Here is an 18,854-nt window from a genome sequence, read left to right as displayed (position 1 = left end):
ATCCATGCAACACCCGGCGGCCGGGCGACGGCAAGCGGTTCGGCGTCAGTCCGCGGGCGCGAAGGTGAGGCGGTGGATCGCGCCGGTGCCGGGCGCGACGGTGTCGGTGACGAAGTAGACCTCGCCCTCGGCGTCCGTCCCGAACGAGGTGATCCGCGGCGGCAGCTGGCCCACCGCGTCGCTGGCGACGTGCCGGCCGCGCCGCTGCTCCTGGACGGCGAACGCCTGGCCGGTGCAGTAGTCGGCCGCGACGTAGGTGCCGTCGGCGAGATCCTCGAACTCCTCGCCGCGGTAGACGACGCCGCCCATGACGGCGCACCGGTCGTTGTCGGCGAGACCGTAGGAGAAGACCGGGTCGGTGTACTGGGCCCGCGGGTTGCAGCGGATGTCGAGGAACGGGTCCGGGCCCTCACCGGCGCTCGCGGGCTGACGGTGCAGATCCTCGCCCTCGCGGCAGGACCAGCCGAAGTTCCAGCCGTCGCGCGGCTGGTCGTCGTCGTCCAGGGAGACGTGGTTGATCTCCTCCCAGCGGTTCTGGCCGACGTCGCCGATCCAGATCGACTCGGTCCGCTCGTCGATGGAGAACCGCCACGGGTTGCGCAGGCCGTACGCCCAGATCTCCGGCCGGCCGACGGCGCTGCGGGCGAACGGGTTGTCCTTCGGGATGCAGTAGAGCCGGCCGTCGCACTCGCGCATGGCGTCGATCCGGACGATCTTCCCGAGCAGCGTGCTGAGGTTCTGCGCGCCGTACAGCGGGTCGTCCGCGCTGCCGCCGTCGCCGGTGCTCCAGTACAGGTAGCCGTCGGGCCCGAACATCAGGTCGCCGCCGTTGTGGTTGCCGTTGAGGTTGTGCTGCTGACGGAGCACCCGCTCCTCCGTGGCCGGGTCGATGGTCGTCTGTCCCGCGCTGTCGAGCTCGAACCGCGAGACGGTGAGCGCGCCGTTCTCGACGCCCGTGCCGAGGGCGGTGTACGAGACGAACAGCGTGTGCGTACGGGCGAAGTCCGGCGACGGCGCCACGCCGAGCAGGCCGCGCTCGTTGCCGGCGGTGCTGACGCGGCTGGTGAGGTCGAGCAGCGGCTGCGGGTCCAGGACGCCGGTGTCCGGGTGGAACACCAGCACCCGGCCGGCCTTGTCGACGACGAACAGCCGGCCGCTGCCGTCGTCGGGCGTGCCGATGGCGGACAGCCGCAGCCCTGTCGTCGCGACGACCTCACTGCCGACGGTCAGCTCGGAGACGGGAAGCGGGCGGTCGTCGCGGCCGGCCTGCGCGGCCGCGGACGTCGCCACGGCGGCGACCAGCAACAGCGGGAGCAGCAGCGCGAGGCGAAGCCTGCGAGGGACGGGGGTGGCGGGCATGGCATCTCCCTTTGACGATGGGTTGATCGCTAGGGCGGCCGGTAATACGTGACACAGCGCCGGAAGGATTGCCTTTCGCCGATGCAACTTCGGCCCGCCCGCTCGCGTCTTCAGGGATGACCGAGGGGGTGGGATGGACATCGACGCAGACGCGGCGCCGGTCGCGATGGATCGTGACCGTGCGTTCGAGCAGTACGTCGAGGCGCGCCAGGTGCGGCTGCTGCGCCTCGCGTACCTGCTCACGGGCGAGCAGCACGCCGCCGAGGATCTGCTGCAGACGACGCTGGCCAAGCTGTACCTGGCCTGGAACCGGCTGGAGCGGGCCGGATCCGTCGACGCGTACGCGAAGCGGATCATGATCAACGAGCACTCCAGCTGGTGGCGTCGTGCCTGGCGGCGCCGCGAGACCACCACCGATGCCGTGCCGGAACGGCCCGTCACCACGGACTTCGGCCACACGCTCGGCGAACGCGACGCGCTGTGGACGGTGGTGCAGGAGCTGCCGCCGAGGCAGCGCGCCGCCGTCGTCCTGCGCTTCTACGAGGACCTGAGCGAACAGGACGTCGCCGCCACCCTCGGCTGTTCGGTGGGCACGGTGAAGTCGCAGACCAGCCGGGCGCTGGCGACCCTGCGCAAGCGGCTCCAGGAGCGAAGGGGGAACGACCGGTGAACGAGTTCGACGATCTCGAGAACACGCTGGCAGCGGAGCTCCGCCGTCGCTCCGGCGAGGTGGCCGGCGCCGACGGCATGGCCGGGCGCGCCCGCCGGCACGCCCGCGTCGTCCGCCGCCGCCGCGCGATCGCCGTCGCCGGCGTGACCGCGGTCGCCCTCGCCGTCGCCGTCCCGGCCGCGCTGTCGCTACGGCCGGTGCCGCAGACCGCGCCCGACCCGGCGCACTCACCGACGACGTCGCAGACCCCTGCCCCGACTCCGAGCGAGACCCCGTCGCCCGACCCCACGACGCCGCCCCCGAGCACGCCCCCCTCGTCGCCGCCGGCGGTCCCGCCGGTGGAGACCGACGAACCCCAGCAGCCCGAGCAACCCGTCGCCGGCGGAACCACCGAACTCGTGCTGGACGGCATGCCCACCGGCGCGCCACCCGCGATCAGCTGGGTCTTCGAGACGACCTTCTACACCGAAGACGGCCGAGAGCTGCCGATCCCGGAGGACATGTTCTTCCCGTTCGCCATCCGGGACGGCGCGATCGGGCAGCTGCCGGGCACGACCGAGGGCCGCCTTCCCGACATCGGCAACTCCGACGCCACCGGCGCCGTGGTGGGCCGCGAGCCGGGCAACGGCCCGGTGCTCTCCTACGACGGCTTCCTGCTCGCGGAGTACCTCCCCGCGGAAGACATCGTGTGGGCCGGGCAGGCCGACGGTGGCGGCACCGGACCCGGCGGCCGCGACGTACCGCCCGACCAGCAGCTGGATCCGGTCGGCTTCCTCGACGACTACGCCCTGGTGTCGAACGTCTCGACCGACGAGGAGCTGTGGGCGGGCGTCCGGATCGACAGCTTCGCTCCCGGCGAGCCGACGCCGCCCATCACGCCACCCTGGGACATCGTCGAGGTCACTGCCGTGTCACAGCCCGCCGGGCTGGTCGTCGGCTTCACCGAGATCAGGGATGACGGGACCTGCTCGGCGGTGTACGAGGCCGACGCGGACGAGCCGTTGTGGAGCACCTGCGAGTACTCGTTCGACCACTTCAGCCCAGATGGGCGATACCTCGTCGGAGCGGACGACTACCGCGACGGCGAGGGCAACGCGTCCATGGTGGTGGTCGAGGCCCGCACCGGTGCGGTCGTCCACACCTACGACGGCTGGTACATCGGCGCCGCCACCTTCGAGGACGACGACCATGTGCTGCTCAGCGTCCGTCTCGTGGACGATGCCGAGCGGCAGGTGGCGCTGGTGCGTTGCGATCTCACCGGCGCCTGCGAGCTGGCCACCCCAGCCGTCCGGGTCGACCAGTACAGCGACGCGTACGGCTTCGGGCTGCAACGCTGGTGAGCGGAGGGCGATAATGCGACGGTGACCGACGCCGCGACGCCGCAGGACGTGCTGGGCCTGTTGACCGAGGCCGCGATCTTCCTCGTCGTCACGGTCGACGACGGCGGCGAGGACACCGCCCGCGACCTGCTGGCCGACCTGTCCGGACTGACCCGCGCCGTCGGCTTCCGCGGCCCCGGCGACGGCCTGACCTGCGTCGCCGGCATCGGGGCCGCCGCCTGGCCGCGGGTGATCGGCGGCGACCCGCCGTCCGGGCTGCACCCGTTCCAGGAGATCGCCGGACGCACGCACACCGCGCCCGCCACCCCCGGCGACCTGCTGTTCCACCTGCGCGCCCGGCGCATGGACCTCTGCTTCGAGCTGGCGACGCTGATCACCGGGCGGCTGGCCGGCGCGGCCACCGTCGTCGACGAGGTGCACGGGTTCCGGTACTTCGACCAGCGTGACCTCCTCGGCTTCGTCGACGGGACGGAGAACCCGACCGGCGCGGCCGCCGCTGCCGCCGTCCTCTCCGACGAGCCGGGGTTCGAGGGCGGCAGCTACGTCGTCGTACAGAAGTACGTGCACGACATGGACGCCTGGAACGCGCTGCCGGTCGAGGAGCAGGAACGGGTCATCGGCCGCCGCAAGCTCTCCGACGTCGAGCTGTCCGACGCCGAGCAGCCGGCGAACTCGCACGTCGCGCTCACCACCATCACCGACGACGACGGCGAGGAGCGCGAGATCCTGCGCGACAACATGCCGTTCGGGCGGGCCGGCACGGGCGAGTTCGGCACCTACTTCATCGGCTACGCCGCGCACCCCGACGTCATCGAGGAGATGCTGGTCAACATGTTCGTCGGCCGGCCGCCCGGCAACCACGACCGCATCCTCGACTTCTCCGTCGCGGTCACCGGCGCCCTGTTCGCCGTCCCCACGGTCGATGCCCTCGACGGCCTCGCCGACCCACCGAGCCCGACGCCCGCGACCGACGGCAGCCTGAACGTCGGCAGTCTCAGGAGGAGCGACGCCTCATGAACAACCTGCACCGTGAACTCGCGCCCGTCTCGGCGGCCGCCTGGGCCGACATCGAGGCCGAGGCGCGCCGCACGTTCGTCCAGTACGTCGCCGCCCGTCGCGTCGTCGACGTCATCGGCCCGGGCGACGACGTCCTGCACGGGGTCGGCACCGGCCACCTGCGCACGCTCGACGCACCCGGCGACGGCGTGCTGGCGCGCAGCCGCGAGGTGAAGCCGGTCGTCGAGCTGCGCGTCCCCTTCACCGTCGACCGCCAGGCCGTCGACGACGTCGAACGCGGCGCCAAGGACGCCGACTGGCAGCCGGTGAAGGACGCGGCGAAGCAGATCGCGTACGCCGAGGACCGCGCCATCGTGGCCGGCTTCGCGGCGGCCGGCATCGAGGGCATCGTGGCCGGCACCACCAACACCCCCATCGCGCTGCCCGGCGACGTCCGCGACCTCCCCGACGTCGCCGCGCACGCCCTCACCACGCTGCGCCTCGCCGGTGTCGGCGGCCCGTACAGCCTGCTGCTGTCGGCGGACGTGTACACGGCGGTCGAGGAGACCACCGACCACGGCTACCCCATCCGCGAGCACGTCGCCCGCGTCCTGCACGACGGCGAGATCGTCTTCGCCCCCGCCATCGACGGCGGCCTGCTGCTCTCGGCCCGCGGCGGCGACTACGAGCTGCACCTCGCCCAGGACCTCTCCATCGGCTACCTCTCCCACGACGCCGACTCGGTGACGCTGTACTTCGAGGAGGCCTTCACCTTCCTCGTCCAGACAGGCGAATCCGGCGTGGCGCTGGAGAGCTAGCGCGGTTGTCCACAGCCTGGCCTTTCGACCGCGCGGGTGATGCCGGATGGTGCCTAGACTGATCTCATGACGGGCCGAGCCGAAGAACTGCTGCGCGCAGCGCTGGCGCTGCCCCGCACCGACCGCGCCGACGTCGCGGCCGAGCTGTTGGCGAGCCTCGATGAGTCCGGCGACACCGATCGTCAGTCCGTCGAAGCAGCTTGGGCCCGCGAGATCGAACGGCGAGCGCGTCGCGTGCTCGCAGGTGAGTCGAGTGCCGAAGACTGGGGCGCCGTCCGCGCTCGTCTCAGCGACCGTTGAGCCGCAAGACCCGGATCGAGCCCGAGGCATCGGCCGAGCTCGAAGGAGCGATCCGATGGTACGAGCGACATCGCCACGGGTTGGGTGCCGACTTCCTCGCGGCCGTCGACAGCACCATCTCCCACATCAGCCGATGGCCTGAGGCCGGAGGCACAGTGCCAGGCGTCACGGCGGACATCCCGGTGCGCAGGGCACCGGTGCCACGGTTCCCCAGAGCAGGAATCGCGCTGGAGTCCTGAGCAGGTGTCATCCGGCCGGGAGGGCACCCCGGCTCTGTACCCCCGTGACCGGGTGGTGCATCGTCGGGGTATGGAGCACCCCGGCCACGACCACGCGCACCACCACACGCCCGCCGCGGCGCCGTTCCCGACCGACCCGGCCGGGCTGCCCGAGGCCACCGCGCCCGCCACGCTCGAGCCCGGCGACGGCGCCACCGTCGCGCTGACCATCGCCCCGGTGGCGAAGCGGCTCGACGGCGCCACCGTGCGCATGCTCGCCTACAACGGCTCGGTCCCCGGCCCGGCGCTGACCGTCCGCCAGGACACCGAGCTCACCGTCGACGTCGCGAACGAGGGCGACCTGGAGACGACGGTGCACTGGCACGGCCTGCGCCTGGACAACAGCAGCGACGGCGTGCCGGGCGCCACGCAGGCGCCGATCGCCGTCGGCGGGCGGCACACGTACCGGCTGCGCTTCCCCGACCCCGGCCTGTACTGGTACCACCCGCACCTGCGCGAGGACTACACGCAGGAGCTCGGCCTCTACGGCACCATCCTGGTCCGCCCCGCCGACGACGACTACTGGCCGCCCGCGCACCGCGACGTCGTCCTGACGCTGGACGACCTGCTGGTCGAGGACGGCCGCATCGCGCCGTTCAGCCCGGCCGAGACGACGCACGCGGCCATGGGCCGGTTCGGCAACGTGTACCTCACCGGCGGCGACCCGGCTCCCGGGCTGACGGCGAACGCCGGCGAGGTGGTGCGGTTCTGGCTGGTCGACACCGCCAACACCCGGACGTTCGACGTGCGGGTGCCGGGCGCGCGGATGAAGCTGGTCGGCGGCGACTCCGGCCGCGTCGAGCACGACGAGTTCGTCGACGGCGTGGTGGTCGCACCGTCCGAGCGGACCGTCGTCGACGTGCTGTTCCCGGCGCCGGGCGCGTACGCGCTCGAGCACCACACCCCCGTCGGCACGCACCGGCTGGCGACGGTGACGGTCGGCGCCACCCCGGCCACACCGGACCTCACCGCGGCGTTCGAGGCCCTCGGCGGCGCGCCCGACCTCGCCGCCGAGCGGGCCGGGCTGGACCCGTGGCTCGCGGCCGAGCCGGACGAGGTGCTGTCGTTCGTCGCCGAGCTCGCCATGGACCACGGCGACCACGGCGGCCACCATGCCCACGCCCACGGCGGCCACCACGGCCCCAGTGCGACCGCGGACGGCATCGAGTGGGAGGACGAGATGGTGGAGATGAACCGCGCCTCGACCTCCGCCACCGTCGCCTGGCGCATCGTCGACCCCGCTACCGGCGAGGAGCCCGACTGGCGCTTCACCGCCGGCCAGCGGGTGAAGATCCGGCTGGTCAACGAGCTGGAGTCGGACCATCCGATGCAGCACCCGTTCCACCTGCACGGCGCCGGCCGGTTCCTCGTCCTCGCCCGCGACGGCGCGACCGAGCCGAACCTGGTGTGGAAGGACACCGTGCTGGTCCGCACCGGCGAGACCGTCGACCTCCTGTTCGACGTGACCAACCCGGGCCGCTGGATGGCGCACTGCCACATCGCCGAGCACCACGAGAGCGGCATGATGTTCGGCTTCACCGTCGACGAGGCGGCTACCGCGGCACCGTGAACACGTCGACCAGCGCGCCCGACTGGTCGATCGCCCGCCCGACCAGGCGGTCGGCGTAGACCAGCAGGTCCACGTAGTGCAGGGTGGACGAGCTGACGGCGGTGAAGTCGGCCTGCCCGGTCGGCCGCAGCTTCGCACCCGCCCCCGACACCACGTAGACGACACCGTCCAGCACGTCCGAGCGCTGGTAGTCGTGGTCGTGGCCGGCCAGCACCAGCGGCACGTCGTACTCGTCGAACAGCGGCACCCAGTCGGCCCGCACCCGCGGGTCCGAGCCGTGCTGCCCGGCCGAGTACGGCGGCCGGTGCAGCGCGACGACGGTCCATGTGCCGGCCGGCTGCGGCGCCGCCAGCCGCTGCTCCAGCCACGCCGTCTGGTCCGGGTCGCCGGTGCGCTCGGTGTCGAGGACGAGCACCCGCGCCGGCCCGACCCGCTGCTCGTACCAGGTGGCGTCGCGGCCGAGCGCCGCCATGATCTGGGCCTGCTCGCCGCTCTCGTAATCGTGGTTGCCGAGCACCGGCAGCAGCGGCACGCCGTCGTCGAGCAGCGGCGCGAACGGCTCGGTGACGGCGTCGTCGACCCGCTCGGCGTCGCCGTCCTCGTAGACGAGGTCGCCCAGCAGCAGCACCGCGTCGTAGCCGCCTCCGCCACGCTCGGACTGCGCCACCATCTCCGCGACGGTGGCCCGCTCGGCCGCGTCGCCGGTCCCGGTGTCGCCCGCGACGGCCATGCGCGCCAGCGGGTCGTCGGTCACCGGCGGCGCCGGCTCGCCCGCCACCGCGGCCGGCGCCGGGTCGGACGGCGGCCCCAGCACCAGCCGCACCCCGACGACGCCCGCCACCACCAGCACCGTGGCGACGACGGCGTAACCCAGCAGGGTGCGGCGCACCCGCCCACCGTACGCGGGCCGGGCGCCGCGGGACGCCGGCGGCCGCATCCGCCCAGGCCGAGCGATGGCTGGCGGTTTGGTGGGGCCAGGACACCACCGAACCGCCAACCATCCACCGAGCCACGTGCCGGCCCGGCGGAGCCGAACGGGAAAGCGCTCGCCGCGCTGACCTGGGTATGACGCGACGAGGTGTTGACAGGACGGAAACCGGTGTCCATCATCTCCGGATACCGGTTTCCATCCGTCCCCACCCACGCCGCAACATGTCGCCAAGGGAGGCCACATGCGCGAGAAGGGCCGACGCACCACCCGGGCCACGGCCCGAGCCAGCACCCGCGCCATCGCCCGGGCCACGGCCCGAGCCAGCACCCGCGCCATCGCCCGGACCACGGCCCGAGCCCGGACCCGAGCCCGGACCGGAGCCCGGGCCAGCACCCGGGCCCGAGGCCGCGCCCGCACCAGAACCCGAACCGCCGCCGCTGCCGTCGCGGCGCTGACGCTGGCGCTGGTGCTGGCCGGCTGCGGCGGCGACTCCACCGCGGCCGACGGCCGGGTCGAGATCACCGTCTGGCACACCGAGTCGACACCGACGACGGTCGCGGCGATGGACGAGATCATCGCCGACTACGAGGCCGCGAACCCGGGCGTCACCGTCAACCAGGAGTCGGTCGGCTGGGGCGACCTGCAGGTGAAGTTCCAGGCGGCGCTGGCCGCGGGCGACCTGCCGGAGATCACCCAGGTCGAGCCGATGTTCGTCCGCACGCTCTACTCGCAGGACCTGCTGGTGCCGCTGGACGACGTGGTCGACTCGCTCGGCGACGACTACCTGCCGCAGCTGCGCGACATGTTCGCGCTGCCCGACGGCCACGACTACGGGGTGGTGCACGCGTGGGGCACCGACTCCGTCGTCTACCGCGCCGACCTGTACGCGAACGCGCCCGGCGCCGGCACCCCCGAGGACCTGAAGACGTGGGACGACTCGGTCGAGCAGTGGCGGGCGGTGTCTGAGGCGAACGACGACGCGTACGGGCTGATGCTGGCCGGCGACGCCGCGCACAACGTCAACGAGGAGGTGTACCTCTGGCTCGGCTCCAACGGCGGGCACCTGTTCGACGAGAACGGGCACGTCACCATCGACACGCCGCAGATGCGTGAGGTGCTGGAGTACTGGGTCGAGCTGCGCGACAGCGGGGCGCTCTCGCCGGCGTGGTCGTCGCAGACGTACGCGGACAGCCTCAGCTCGCTGGCGCTGGGCGAGGCCGCCACGATCTTCTCCTTCGGCCGGGCCACGTACACGTTCGAGGACCAGGCGCCGGAGCTGGTGCCGGGCGAGGACATCAAGGTCGCGCCGAACCGGCCGGTCGGGCCGTCCGGCGACGACTGGATCACCCAGCTCGACGCCGAGCCGTGGGTCGTGTTCAAGGACTCCCCCGACGCCGAGGCGGCCGCGGACTTCCTGGAGTTCTTCTTCGAGCAGCAGAACTACCTGCGCTGGATCGGCAGCGTCCCCACCCAGCTGCTGCCGGTGCGCGCGTCGACGTTCGACGACCCGGAGTACCGGGCGCTGCCGGAGGTGCGCGACTGGGGGTTCTGGATCGACCAGCAGCGCCAGATGCTCGACTCCGGCCAGGCCTACCCGCTCATGGTGACGCAGTGGTCGGACCTGGAGCTGCCGTACGTGAGCGACCTCTACGGCTCGGAGATCCTCGTCGACATGGTCATGGACGTCGTCGAGAACGACAAGGACGTCGACGAGGCGCTGGACGACGCCCAGGCAAGGGCCGACGAGCTGCTGTCCCCGCTCTACGACGACTGACCAGCGCGAAGGGAACGACGATGTCTCTGACGCGAACGACGACGCCCGCGCCGCCACGCGCCCGCGCGGACGGCCCACGCCCACGCCGGCGCATGCCCGGCTGGTTCTGGGGCGCACTGCTGCTCTCCCCCGCGTTCCTGCTGGTGGCCGGTGTCATCGCGGCGCCGATCGCCTACCTGGTGCGGCTCAGCTTCACCGACGCGCACGCCTACCTGCCGAAGTTCGGCTCGGTCGGGTTCGACAACTACGTGGCGCTGCTGCGCGCGCCGCACTTCTGGGACAGCGTCCGCACGACGGTCTGGTACGCGGGCCTGACGGTGGGCCTGCAGCTGGTGCTCGGCGTGCTCATCGCGCTGCTGCTGCACCAGCGCTTCCGCGGCCGCGGCGTCGTCCGGCTGGTGGCGCTGGCGCCGTACATGGTGCCGTCGATCGTGGTGGCGCTGGTGTTCCGCTGGCTGCTCGACCCCACCACGGGCGCCTACTCGTGGCTCGTCGGCAAGGTCTGGCCCGGCTCGGAGCCGCCGAACCTGCTCAGCCCGAACCACATCTTCTGGTCGCTGGTCGCGGTGTCGGTGTGGATGTTCACCCCGTTCATCGTCATCAGCGTGCTGGCCCGGCTGCAGACGGTCGACCCGTCGGTCGTGGAGGCGGCGACGGTGGACGGCGCGGGCGCGTGGCGGCGGTTCTGGCACATCGTGCTGCCGGAGCTGAAGCCGGTGCTCTACACGCTGATCCTGCTGCGCTTCATGTTCATGTTCACCAAGTTCGACGTGGTCTATCTCTTCGCCGGCACGGGCACCGAGGTGCGCACCCTGCCCGTGCTGACGTTCCAGCGCATCTTCGGCGAGGCCCGGCTGGGTTCCGGCGCCGCCGTCGCGATGGTGCTGTTCGTGCTGCTGATGATCTTCACGACGGTGTACCTGCGCACGCTCTACCGCGAGCGGGAGGAGACGGCATGACCACCGCCCTGCACCGGCTGAGCCGGGTCCGCTGGTACCTCGTGATCGGCGTCGTCCTGCTGGTCGCGATCAACGGGTTCCCGTTCTACTGGATGGCGCTGACCTCGGTGAAGCCGGGGACGGAGCTGTTCTCGTACCCGCCCACGTTCTTCACGACGGCGCCGGACCTCAGTGGTTTCCAGCGGCTGTTCGAGACCACGAACTTCCTGACGTACGCCAGGAACAGCCTGATCATCGCGTCCGGCGCGACGGTGCTGTCGGTGGTGGTGTCGGCGCTGGCGGCGTACGGGCTGACGCGGTTCCCGTTCCCCGGCAGCCGCGCGTTCAGCACGGCGATCCTCTACGCGTACACGTTCGCGCCGATCGTCATCGTCGTGCCGTTGTACGGGATGTTCCGCGAGGCCGGGCTGATCAACAGCCACCTCGGCATGATCCTCGCCTACGCCTCGTTCGGCGTGCCGTTCAGCCTGTGGCTGCTGCAGCCGTTCTTCCGGGCGATCCCGGCGGAACTGGAGGAGGCGGCGTTCGTCGACGGCGCCAACCGGGTGAAGAGCGCGTGGTACGTCGTGTTCCCGCAGGCGCTGCCGGGGCTGATCGCGGTGTCGGTGTTCACGTTCCTGCTGGCCTGGGAGGACTACCTGTTCGCCCGGGTGCTGATCACGCAGGACGACCTGAAGACGCTGCCGATCGCGCTGCACGACCTCTACAACGCCAGCCTGCAGGACTGGCCGCTGCTGATGGCGGCCGCCGTGCTCATCAACCTGCCCGTCCTCATCGCGTTCCTGTTCGTCCAGAAGTACCTGGTCGCGGGCTGGGGCGCGGGAGCCATCAAGTAGATCGCAGCGGAGAGGGGACGCATGTACGTCGGTTACGAGGTCCGTGAGGGGACCGCCTGGATCCGGATCGAGCGCCCGGAGAAGCTGAACGCGCTCGACCTGTCCGGCTGGCACGCCATCACCGCGCACCTGGCGCGGGCGGCGGACGAGGCGCCCGGCCCGGTGGTGCTGACGGGGACGGGGCGGGCGTTCTGCGCCGGCGACGACATCACCACCTTCCAGGAGCACGCCACCCCCGAGCAGGGCATGGACTTCTTCATCGGCGGGCTGTACGCGACCATCGAGGCGATCGTCACGCACCCGTACCCGGTGATCGCGGCGGTCAACGGCATCGCGTTCGGCGGCGGCTGCGAACTGGTGCTGGTCAGCGACCTCGCCATCGCCGCCGACGGCGCGACGTTCAGCCTGCCGGAGGGCCGCATCGGGGCCTGGCCGACGGTCGCCGTCGGGGTCGCGGCGCACGTCAGCGGGCGCAAGCTGGCCGGCGAGCTGTGCTACGAGATGCCGGTGCTCGACGCCGCCGAGGCGCGCCGGTTCGGCCTGGTCAACCGGGTCGTCCCGGCGGACGGGCTGGACGACGAGGTGCGCGCCACCGTCGCGCGCATCGGGGCCGCGTCGCCGCACGCGCTGCGTCAGACCAAGCGGTTCCTCACCGAGGAGCTGATCACCGCCGGGCTGCCGAAGGTGCGCCGGGCGCTGACGGCTCTGGTCGAGCAGACGCTGCCCACGCACGACCTCCAGGAGGGCACCGCCGCCTTCCTGGAGAAGCGCGCGCCGGTCTTCGACGGGAAGTGAGCCCATGACGACCCTCCCCCTGGACGGCGTCCGCGTCCTCGACTTCGCCCACATGATGCAGGGCCCGTGGGCCGCCGAGATGCTCGGCGACCTCGGCGCCGACGTGATCAAGGTCGAGGTCGTGGGCACCGGCGAACGCGGCCGGCAGTCCGGCACCACGTTCCTCAACGGCGTCAGCGCGCAGTTCCTCGCGATGAACCGGAACAAGCGCTCGCTGGCCGTCGACCTCAAGCACCCGGACGGGCTGCGCGTCGCGGAGGCGCTGATCGGCACCGCCGACGTGCTGATCCAGAACTTCCGGCCCGGCGTGATGGAGCGGCTCGGCCTCGGCTGGGACCGCGCGCGGGAGCTGAACCCCGGTCTCGTGTACTGCACGGCCAGCGGGTACGGCGCCGGCGTGCCGGACCCGCGCAAGCCCGGCCAGGACCTGCTGGCCCAGGCCCGCACCGGCGCGCTCTGGCTCACCGGCACCGCCGGCGACGCTCCGACGCCGGCCGGCCCGTTCGTCGCCGACGTCCACGCGGCGACGATGCTGGCCCTCGGCGCGACGGCGGCGCTGCTGGAGCGCTCGCGGACCGGCCGCGGCCGGCTGGTCGAGGTCGACCTCGTCGGCGCGATGCTGCACCAGACCGTCCAGGAGGTGGTGTCGACGCTGAACTCGGGCGAACCGCCGCGCCGCCCGGCCGGGGTGCCGGGCAGCGCGTATCTGGAGGCGCCCTACGGCGTGCACGCGGCCGCCGACGGCTTCGTCGCGATCTCGCTGACGACGATGGAGGCGCTGGCCGCGGGCCTGGACGCGCCGGAGCTGCTGGCGAAGTTCCCGGACAAGGAGGCCGCGACGGCCGGGCGGGACGAGCTGAACGCGCTGGTCAGCGCGCTGGTCGCGGACCGGCCGGCGGCCGAGGTGCTGGACGCGCTGGACGCGGCCGGCGTCTGGTGCGCGCCGGTCAACGACCACCGCGCGATGACCACCGACCCGTACGTGCGCTGGGACCGGCGCCGGCTCGAGGTCGAGCACCCGGTCGCCGGGACCGTCGAGCTGGCCGGCAACCCGATCACGCTGGACGGCGATCAACTGCCGGCCCGGCGGCCCGCTCCACTGCTCGGCGAGCACACCGCCGAACTGCTGGCCGAGCTGGGCCTGGACGTCGGCGCGCTGGTCGCCGGCGGTGTCGTGGAGGTGCCCCGATGACCGTCCCGTGGTTGCCGCCGGTCGGCGCGAGCAGCGTCTTCCGCAAGACCGTCACCGAGTCCGACGTCGGCCTGTTCGCCGGCATCACCGGCGACTTCGCGCCGCAGCACGTCGACGACGAGTACATGCGCTCGCGGCCGCAGGGGCGCCGCATCGCGCACGGCGTGCTGACGCTGGGGCTGACGTCGACGGCGGCGGCCCGGCTGTGCGACGCGCACGGCGTGACGGCGGTGTCGTACGGCTACGACCGCGTCCGCTTCCTCCGTCCCGTCTACCTGGGCGAGACCGTCACCGTCGACTACGTCGTCGAGCGCGTCGACGAGGCCGCCCGGAAGGCATTCGCGGCGATGACCGCGACCGCCCAGGACGGCGAGCGCTGCCTCGTCGGCACCCACGTCCTCTACTGCTACCCGCCGGAAGGAGCCGCGTGATGCTGGCCGAGGTCGATCGGTTCGTCGAGACGCGAGTGGCGCCGGCCGCCCGGGCCATCGACGCCGAGGCCGCGTTCTTCCCGGACCTGCTCACCGACGCCGCGGCGCTGGGGCTGCAGGGCCTCGTCCACTCCCCCGGCGGCGGGCTGGACGTCGCGCACATGGACCTCGCCCGCGAGGTGACCGAGCGCATCGCGACGGCCAGCCCGGCGGTCGCGCTCGGCGTCGCGGGCGCGCGGTTGTCGGCGTACCTGCTGGCCAAGTACGCGCCGCCGCACCTGCGCGAACGCTGGGTGACGCCGATCCTGGCGGCCCGGGCGTACGGGTCGTTCGCGATCACCGAGCCCGACGCCGGCACGGACGTCCGCGCGCTCACCACCGTCGCGGTCCCCGACGGCGACCACTACCGGCTCACCGGGCGCAAGTGCTGGGTCGGTTTCGCGCCGGTCGCCGACGTCGCGATCGTGCTGGCCAAGGTCGGGAGCGCCGAGCGGGACGCGCCGATGGTCGCGCTGGTCGTCGACCTGTCCTCCGCCGGTGCCTCCGGACGGCCCGGCCCGGAGCTGTCCGGGTTCCGCGGCATGCCCAACGGCGAGCTGTTGTTCGACGGCGTGCTGGTGCCGCGCGGCGACCGGCTGGACGTCGAGGGGTTCGCCGGGATGATGGACGGCCTCAACATGGCCCGCATCGACGCCGCCGCGTACGCGTGCGGGCTGTTGCGCGGCGCGCTGCTGGCCGGCCTGGCGCGGGCCAACGCGCGGCAGGCGTTCGGGCGGCCGATCGGCGACCTCGCCATCGTCCAGCGCAAGCTCGGCCGCATGGCCGCCGACTACCGCGCCGCGCGCGAGCTGACCCGGCGCGCCGCCGAGTCGTTCGCCCGCGGTGGCGGCGGCGACCAGGACGTCGTCTCGATGGCCAAGATGTTCGCCTCCGACGCCGCCCGGCGGCACACCGACGAGGCGATGCAACTGCACGGCGCCCTGGGCGTCGTCGTCGACGAGGAGGTCAACCGCATGCACCGCGACGCCAAGGTGACGCAGATCTTCGACGGCACCAGCGAGATCCACGAGACCATGCTCGGACGGCGGGCGCTGCGGATGCTGGCCCGCGGCGAACCGCTCACCGCGTTCCTGGACGGCGAGGCGGTCGCATGAGCGGGCCGCTGACCGGCGAGGTCGCGCTGGTGACGGGCGCGACCGGCGCGCTGGGCGCGGCGATCTGCCGCGACCTCGCCCGGGCCGGCGCCGACGTCGCCGTCCACCACCTGGACGAGCCGGACGCCGCTCGCGCGCTGGCGGACGAACTGGCGGCGTTCGGCGTGCGGACGACGACGGTGGCGGCCGACGTGACGTCGTGGGACCAGGTCGGCGCCGCGGTGTCGGCCGTCGGGCACGCGCTCGGGACCATCACCGTCCTGGTGAACAACGCCGGGTTCATGGAGCCGGTGCGCATCGTCGACTCGGACCTGGCCGACTGGCGGCGCACGCTGGGCGTCGACCTCGACGGCGTCTTCGTCGTCACCCGGCACGTGCTGCCCGGCATGCTGGAGACGCACGGCCGCATCGTCAACGTGTCGTCGCAGCTGGCCTTCAAGGGCGCCGTCGACTACGTCGCGTACGCCACCGCGAAGGCCGGCGTCCTCGGCTTCACCAAGGCGCTGGCCAGGGAGGTCGGGCCGCGGGTGCGCGTCAACGCCGTCGCGCCGGGCCCGATCGACACCCCGATGGTGCGCCCGCACGCGACGCCGGAGTGGGTCGAGGCCCGCACCCGCGACTCCGTCACCGGCCGGCTCGGGACGCCGCAGGAGGTCGGGCCCGCGGTCGTGTTCCTGGCCGGGCCCGGCGCAGAGCTGATGCACGGGCAGACCCTGCACCTCAACGGCGGCGGGGTGATGACGTGAGCGTCCGGTTCCTGACGGCGGAGGCGGCGGCCGAGCTGGTCCAGGACGGGCAGACGCTGGCGGTCGGCGGGTCCGGCGGCGGGCTGCTGGAGCCGGACGCGCTGCTGGCGGCGCTCGGGCGGCGGTTCCGCGAGACCGGGACGCCGCGCGGGCTGGACCTCGTCCACACCACCGGCATCGGCGACCGCGAGGGCGGCGGGATGGACCACCTCGCCCAGCGCGGGCTGGTGCGCTCCGTCGTCGCCGGGAACTGGGGCATGGCGCCGGCGATGAGCGCGATGGCCGTCGCGGGCGAGTTCGAGGCGTACAACTTCCCGCAGGGCGTCATGAGCCAGCTGTTCCGCGAGATCGCCGCGGGCCGTCCCGGCGTCGTCACGCACGTCGGGCTGGGCACGTTCTGCGACCCGCGGGTCGAGGCCGGCCGGCTCAACGACGTCAGCCCGCAGACCCGGGTCGAGGTGGTCGAACTGGCCGGGCGGGAGTGGCTGTTCTACCCCGCGTTCGACCTCGACGTCTGCTACATCCGCGGCACCACCGCCGACGAGCGCGGCAACCTGTCGTTCGAGCAGGAGGGCGCTCGGCTGGAGATGCTGGCCATCGCGCAGGCCACCCGCAACCGCGGCGGACTGGTCATCGCGCAGGTCAAGCGGCTGGCGAAGGCCGGGACGCTGGACCCGCGGCTGGTCGTCGTCCCTGGCATCTGCGTCGACGTCGTCGTGCACCACCCCGCCCAGCGGCAGGTGGTGACGCACGAGTACGAGCCGGCGTTCTCCGGCGAGTTGCGCGCCGCCGCGTCGGCGCTGCCGCCGTTCCCGCTGGACGCGCGGAAGGTGGTGGCGCGGCGCGCGCTGTCGGAGGTCGTGCCGGGCGACGTGGTCAACCTCGGGGTCGGGATCGCCGACGGCATCGCGTCGGTGGCCGCCGAGGAGGGCCGGCTGGACGAGTTCACGACGACGATCGAGCAGGGCGCCGTGGGCGGCATCCCGGCCCGCGGCGTCATCTTCGGCGTCGCGACGAACCCGGAGGCGATCCTGGACCAGGCGGCCCAGTTCGACTTCTACGACGGCGGCGGGCTGGATATCGCGTTCCTCGGGTTCGCGCAGGTCGACGCGCTGGGGAACGTCAACGTGTCCAAGTTCGGGTCGCGGGTCGTCGGGACCGGCGGGTTCGTCGACATCAGCCAGAACGCCGGCACCGTCGTGTTCTGCGGGACCTTCACCGCCGGCGGCCTGGACGTCCGCGTCGGCGGCGGCGAGCTGCGCGTCGTCGCCGAGGGCGCGCACGCGAAGTTCGTCCCCGCCGTCGGGCAGGTGACGTTCAGCGCCCGCGAGTCGGTGGCACGCGGGCAGCGGGTCCGCTACGTCACCGAGCGGGCCGTGTTCGACCTGACGGCGCGCGGGCTGCGGCTGCTGGAGGTGGCGCCCGGCGTGGACGTGCGCCGCGACGTCCTCGACCTCATCCCGTTCGACGTGCTCGTCGAGGACGTCCGGACGATGGAGCCCGGGTACTTTCAGTAGGTGCAGATGCAGGAGGACGCCTCGCCGGAGCACAGACGGCCGACCATCAAGGACGTCGCCGAACGGGCGGGCGTCACGAAGGCGACGGTCTCGAAGTACCTGAACCGGGCGCACGGCTACGCCATGGCGGCGTCGACGCGCGAACGCATCCGGGCCGCCATCCAGGAGCTCGACTTCCAGCCCAGCCCGCTGGCCCGCGGCCTGTCCCGCAGCGCGACGTCGACCATCGGGCTGGTGGTGGCCGACATCCGCAGCCAGTTCTACCCCGACCTCGTCGCCAGCATCCAGACCGCGGCCGAGGCGGCCGGCTACACCCTCGTCCTCGGCAGCTCCGGCGACGACCCCGGCCGCGAGCTGGACATCATCCGCTCCATGGCGCACCGCCGCGTCGACGGCGTCGTCCTCGTCGCCGTCCGGTCCGAGAGCGACCACATCGAGTACCTGCGCCGGCGCGGCATCCAGATCGTGCTGGCCAGCCGCGACCTGCCCGACCTCGTCGCCGACACCGTCGTCGTCGACAGCCTGGCCGGCGGCCGCGCGGCCACCCGGCACCTGCGCTCGCTCGGGCACACCCGGCTCGCGCACGTCGCCGGCGAGGCCACCGTCAAACCGTTCGCCGACCGCGCCCGCGGCTTCGCGCTCGAGACCGCCGACCTCCCCGGCCTCCCCGTCGAGGTCGCGACGTCCACCATCGAGGGCGGCCGGGCGGCCGCGCGTTCGTTGCTGGACGTCGCCTCGCCGCCCACGGGCATCTTCTTCGCCAGCGACACCATGGCCCTCGGCGGCCTCATGGCCTGCGCCGACCTCGGCCTGCGCGTCCCGGACGACGTGTCCGTGGCCGGCTTCGACAACGTGACGGTGGGCCAGCTGCCCGGCATCGGCCTCACCACCATCGACTCCGACGCCGCCCGGGTCGGCGAACGGGCCACCGAGCTGCTGCTCGAGCGCATCCTCGCCCCGGCCGGCGCCACCACCGACCCCGTCCTCATCACCCGCCCCGCCGAGCTCGTCGTCCGCACCTCCACCGCCCCGCCGCGCGACTAGGTGCGATGGCGCGCAGGTGTCGCTTCCCCGCCCAGAGGCCAGTACGTTCCGGACGGTTGACCCACACGTCAACAGTTGGCGCTGGTGACAACCTGCCGGGACAGTGACCGGCGACTCGACCGCCGCCATGACCGCTGTTCCGCC

Annotated in this window: 18 protein-coding genes; 16 read left to right on the top strand and 2 right to left on the bottom strand. The window is 72.9% G+C overall.

What is annotated here, in order from left to right:
• Positions 1-45: 45 nt before the first annotated feature.
• Positions 46-1,359: a PQQ-dependent sugar dehydrogenase gene (locus tag BLV02_RS10885; RefSeq protein WP_069112828.1), complete on the bottom strand. Its 1,314-nt coding sequence runs from the start codon at positions 1,357-1,359 to the stop codon at positions 46-48.
• A gap of 133 nt (positions 1,360-1,492) precedes the next feature.
• On the opposite strand from BLV02_RS10885, the gene BLV02_RS10880 reads away from it, so the two are divergent.
• The 6 genes from BLV02_RS10880 (at position 1,493) to BLV02_RS10855 (ending at position 7,331) form a co-directional block, all read left to right on the top strand.
• Complete coding sequence (locus BLV02_RS10880; protein WP_216094348.1) at positions 1,493-2,029, top strand: SigE family RNA polymerase sigma factor; 537 nt, start codon at positions 1,493-1,495, stop codon at positions 2,027-2,029.
• Positions 2,026-3,369: a hypothetical protein gene (locus BLV02_RS10875; RefSeq protein WP_069112829.1), complete on the top strand. Its 1,344-nt coding sequence runs from the start codon at positions 2,026-2,028 to the stop codon at positions 3,367-3,369. The genes BLV02_RS10880 and BLV02_RS10875 overlap by 4 nt, the downstream gene beginning before the upstream one ends.
• Before the next feature lie 21 nt (positions 3,370-3,390).
• The gene (locus BLV02_RS10870; RefSeq protein ID WP_069112830.1) at positions 3,391-4,386 is read left to right on the top strand and encodes a Dyp-type peroxidase; all 996 of its coding nucleotides are present in this window, start codon (positions 3,391-3,393) and stop codon (positions 4,384-4,386) included.
• Entirely contained in the window at positions 4,383-5,183 is an 801-nt protein-coding gene (locus BLV02_RS10865) for a family 1 encapsulin nanocompartment shell protein (protein WP_069112831.1), read from the top strand. Before BLV02_RS10870 ends, BLV02_RS10865 begins: the two co-directional genes overlap by 4 nt.
• A gap of 66 nt (positions 5,184-5,249) precedes the next feature.
• Positions 5,250-5,483, top strand: a complete 234-nt coding sequence (locus BLV02_RS10860; protein ID WP_069112832.1) for an addiction module protein — start codon at positions 5,250-5,252, stop codon at positions 5,481-5,483.
• Positions 5,484-5,792: 309 nt separating this feature from the next.
• Complete coding sequence (locus BLV02_RS10855) at positions 5,793-7,331, top strand: multicopper oxidase family protein (RefSeq protein WP_083288874.1); 1,539 nt, start codon at positions 5,793-5,795, stop codon at positions 7,329-7,331.
• On the opposite strand, the gene BLV02_RS35005 is transcribed toward BLV02_RS10855, so the two are convergent.
• Entirely contained in the window at positions 7,315-8,220 is a 906-nt protein-coding gene (locus BLV02_RS35005; RefSeq protein WP_074946274.1) for a metallophosphoesterase family protein, read from the bottom strand. The genes BLV02_RS10855 and BLV02_RS35005 overlap by 17 nt on opposite strands.
• Before the next feature lie 283 nt (positions 8,221-8,503).
• On the opposite strand from BLV02_RS35005, the gene BLV02_RS10845 reads away from it, so the two are divergent.
• From BLV02_RS10845 to BLV02_RS10800, 10 genes are read left to right on the top strand one after another with little or no spacing between them, the layout of a single operon-like run.
• Positions 8,504-10,036: an ABC transporter substrate-binding protein gene (locus tag BLV02_RS10845; protein WP_069112835.1), complete on the top strand. Its 1,533-nt coding sequence runs from the start codon at positions 8,504-8,506 to the stop codon at positions 10,034-10,036.
• A 20-nt stretch (positions 10,037-10,056) separates the two neighbouring features.
• A complete protein-coding gene (locus BLV02_RS10840; protein ID WP_083288875.1) occupies positions 10,057-10,995 on the top strand; it encodes a carbohydrate ABC transporter permease in 939 nt (312 codons plus the stop codon).
• Entirely contained in the window at positions 10,992-11,831 is an 840-nt protein-coding gene (locus tag BLV02_RS10835; RefSeq protein ID WP_083288876.1) for a carbohydrate ABC transporter permease, read from the top strand. The genes BLV02_RS10840 and BLV02_RS10835 overlap by 4 nt, the downstream gene beginning before the upstream one ends.
• A gap of 21 nt (positions 11,832-11,852) precedes the next feature.
• A complete protein-coding gene (locus tag BLV02_RS10830) occupies positions 11,853-12,626 on the top strand; it encodes an enoyl-CoA hydratase/isomerase family protein (RefSeq protein WP_069112837.1) in 774 nt (257 codons plus the stop codon).
• Positions 12,627-12,630: 4 nt separating this feature from the next.
• Complete coding sequence (locus tag BLV02_RS10825; RefSeq protein WP_069112838.1) at positions 12,631-13,818, top strand: CaiB/BaiF CoA transferase family protein; 1,188 nt, start codon at positions 12,631-12,633, stop codon at positions 13,816-13,818.
• Positions 13,815-14,249 carry a MaoC/PaaZ C-terminal domain-containing protein gene (locus tag BLV02_RS10820; protein ID WP_069112839.1) on the top strand — a complete coding sequence of 145 codons (435 nt, stop codon included), beginning with the start codon at positions 13,815-13,817 and terminating at the stop codon, positions 14,247-14,249. Before BLV02_RS10825 ends, BLV02_RS10820 begins: the two co-directional genes overlap by 4 nt.
• Positions 14,249-15,403: an acyl-CoA dehydrogenase family protein gene (locus BLV02_RS10815; protein WP_069112840.1), complete on the top strand. Its 1,155-nt coding sequence runs from the start codon at positions 14,249-14,251 to the stop codon at positions 15,401-15,403. The genes BLV02_RS10820 and BLV02_RS10815 overlap by 1 nt, the downstream gene beginning before the upstream one ends.
• Complete coding sequence (locus BLV02_RS10810; RefSeq protein WP_069112841.1) at positions 15,400-16,149, top strand: SDR family NAD(P)-dependent oxidoreductase; 750 nt, start codon at positions 15,400-15,402, stop codon at positions 16,147-16,149. Before BLV02_RS10815 ends, BLV02_RS10810 begins: the two co-directional genes overlap by 4 nt.
• A complete protein-coding gene (locus BLV02_RS10805; protein WP_069112842.1) occupies positions 16,146-17,666 on the top strand; it encodes an acyl CoA:acetate/3-ketoacid CoA transferase in 1,521 nt (506 codons plus the stop codon). The genes BLV02_RS10810 and BLV02_RS10805 overlap by 4 nt, the downstream gene beginning before the upstream one ends.
• A gap of 6 nt (positions 17,667-17,672) precedes the next feature.
• A complete protein-coding gene (locus BLV02_RS10800) occupies positions 17,673-18,710 on the top strand; it encodes a LacI family DNA-binding transcriptional regulator (protein WP_245737749.1) in 1,038 nt (345 codons plus the stop codon).
• Positions 18,711-18,854: the final 144 nt, after the last annotated feature.

The organism is Jiangella alba, assembly GCF_900106035.1.
Classification (GTDB): Bacteria; Actinomycetota; Actinomycetes; order Jiangellales; family Jiangellaceae; genus Jiangella; species Jiangella alba.
This window is presented reverse-complemented; position numbering and strand designations above follow the sequence as displayed.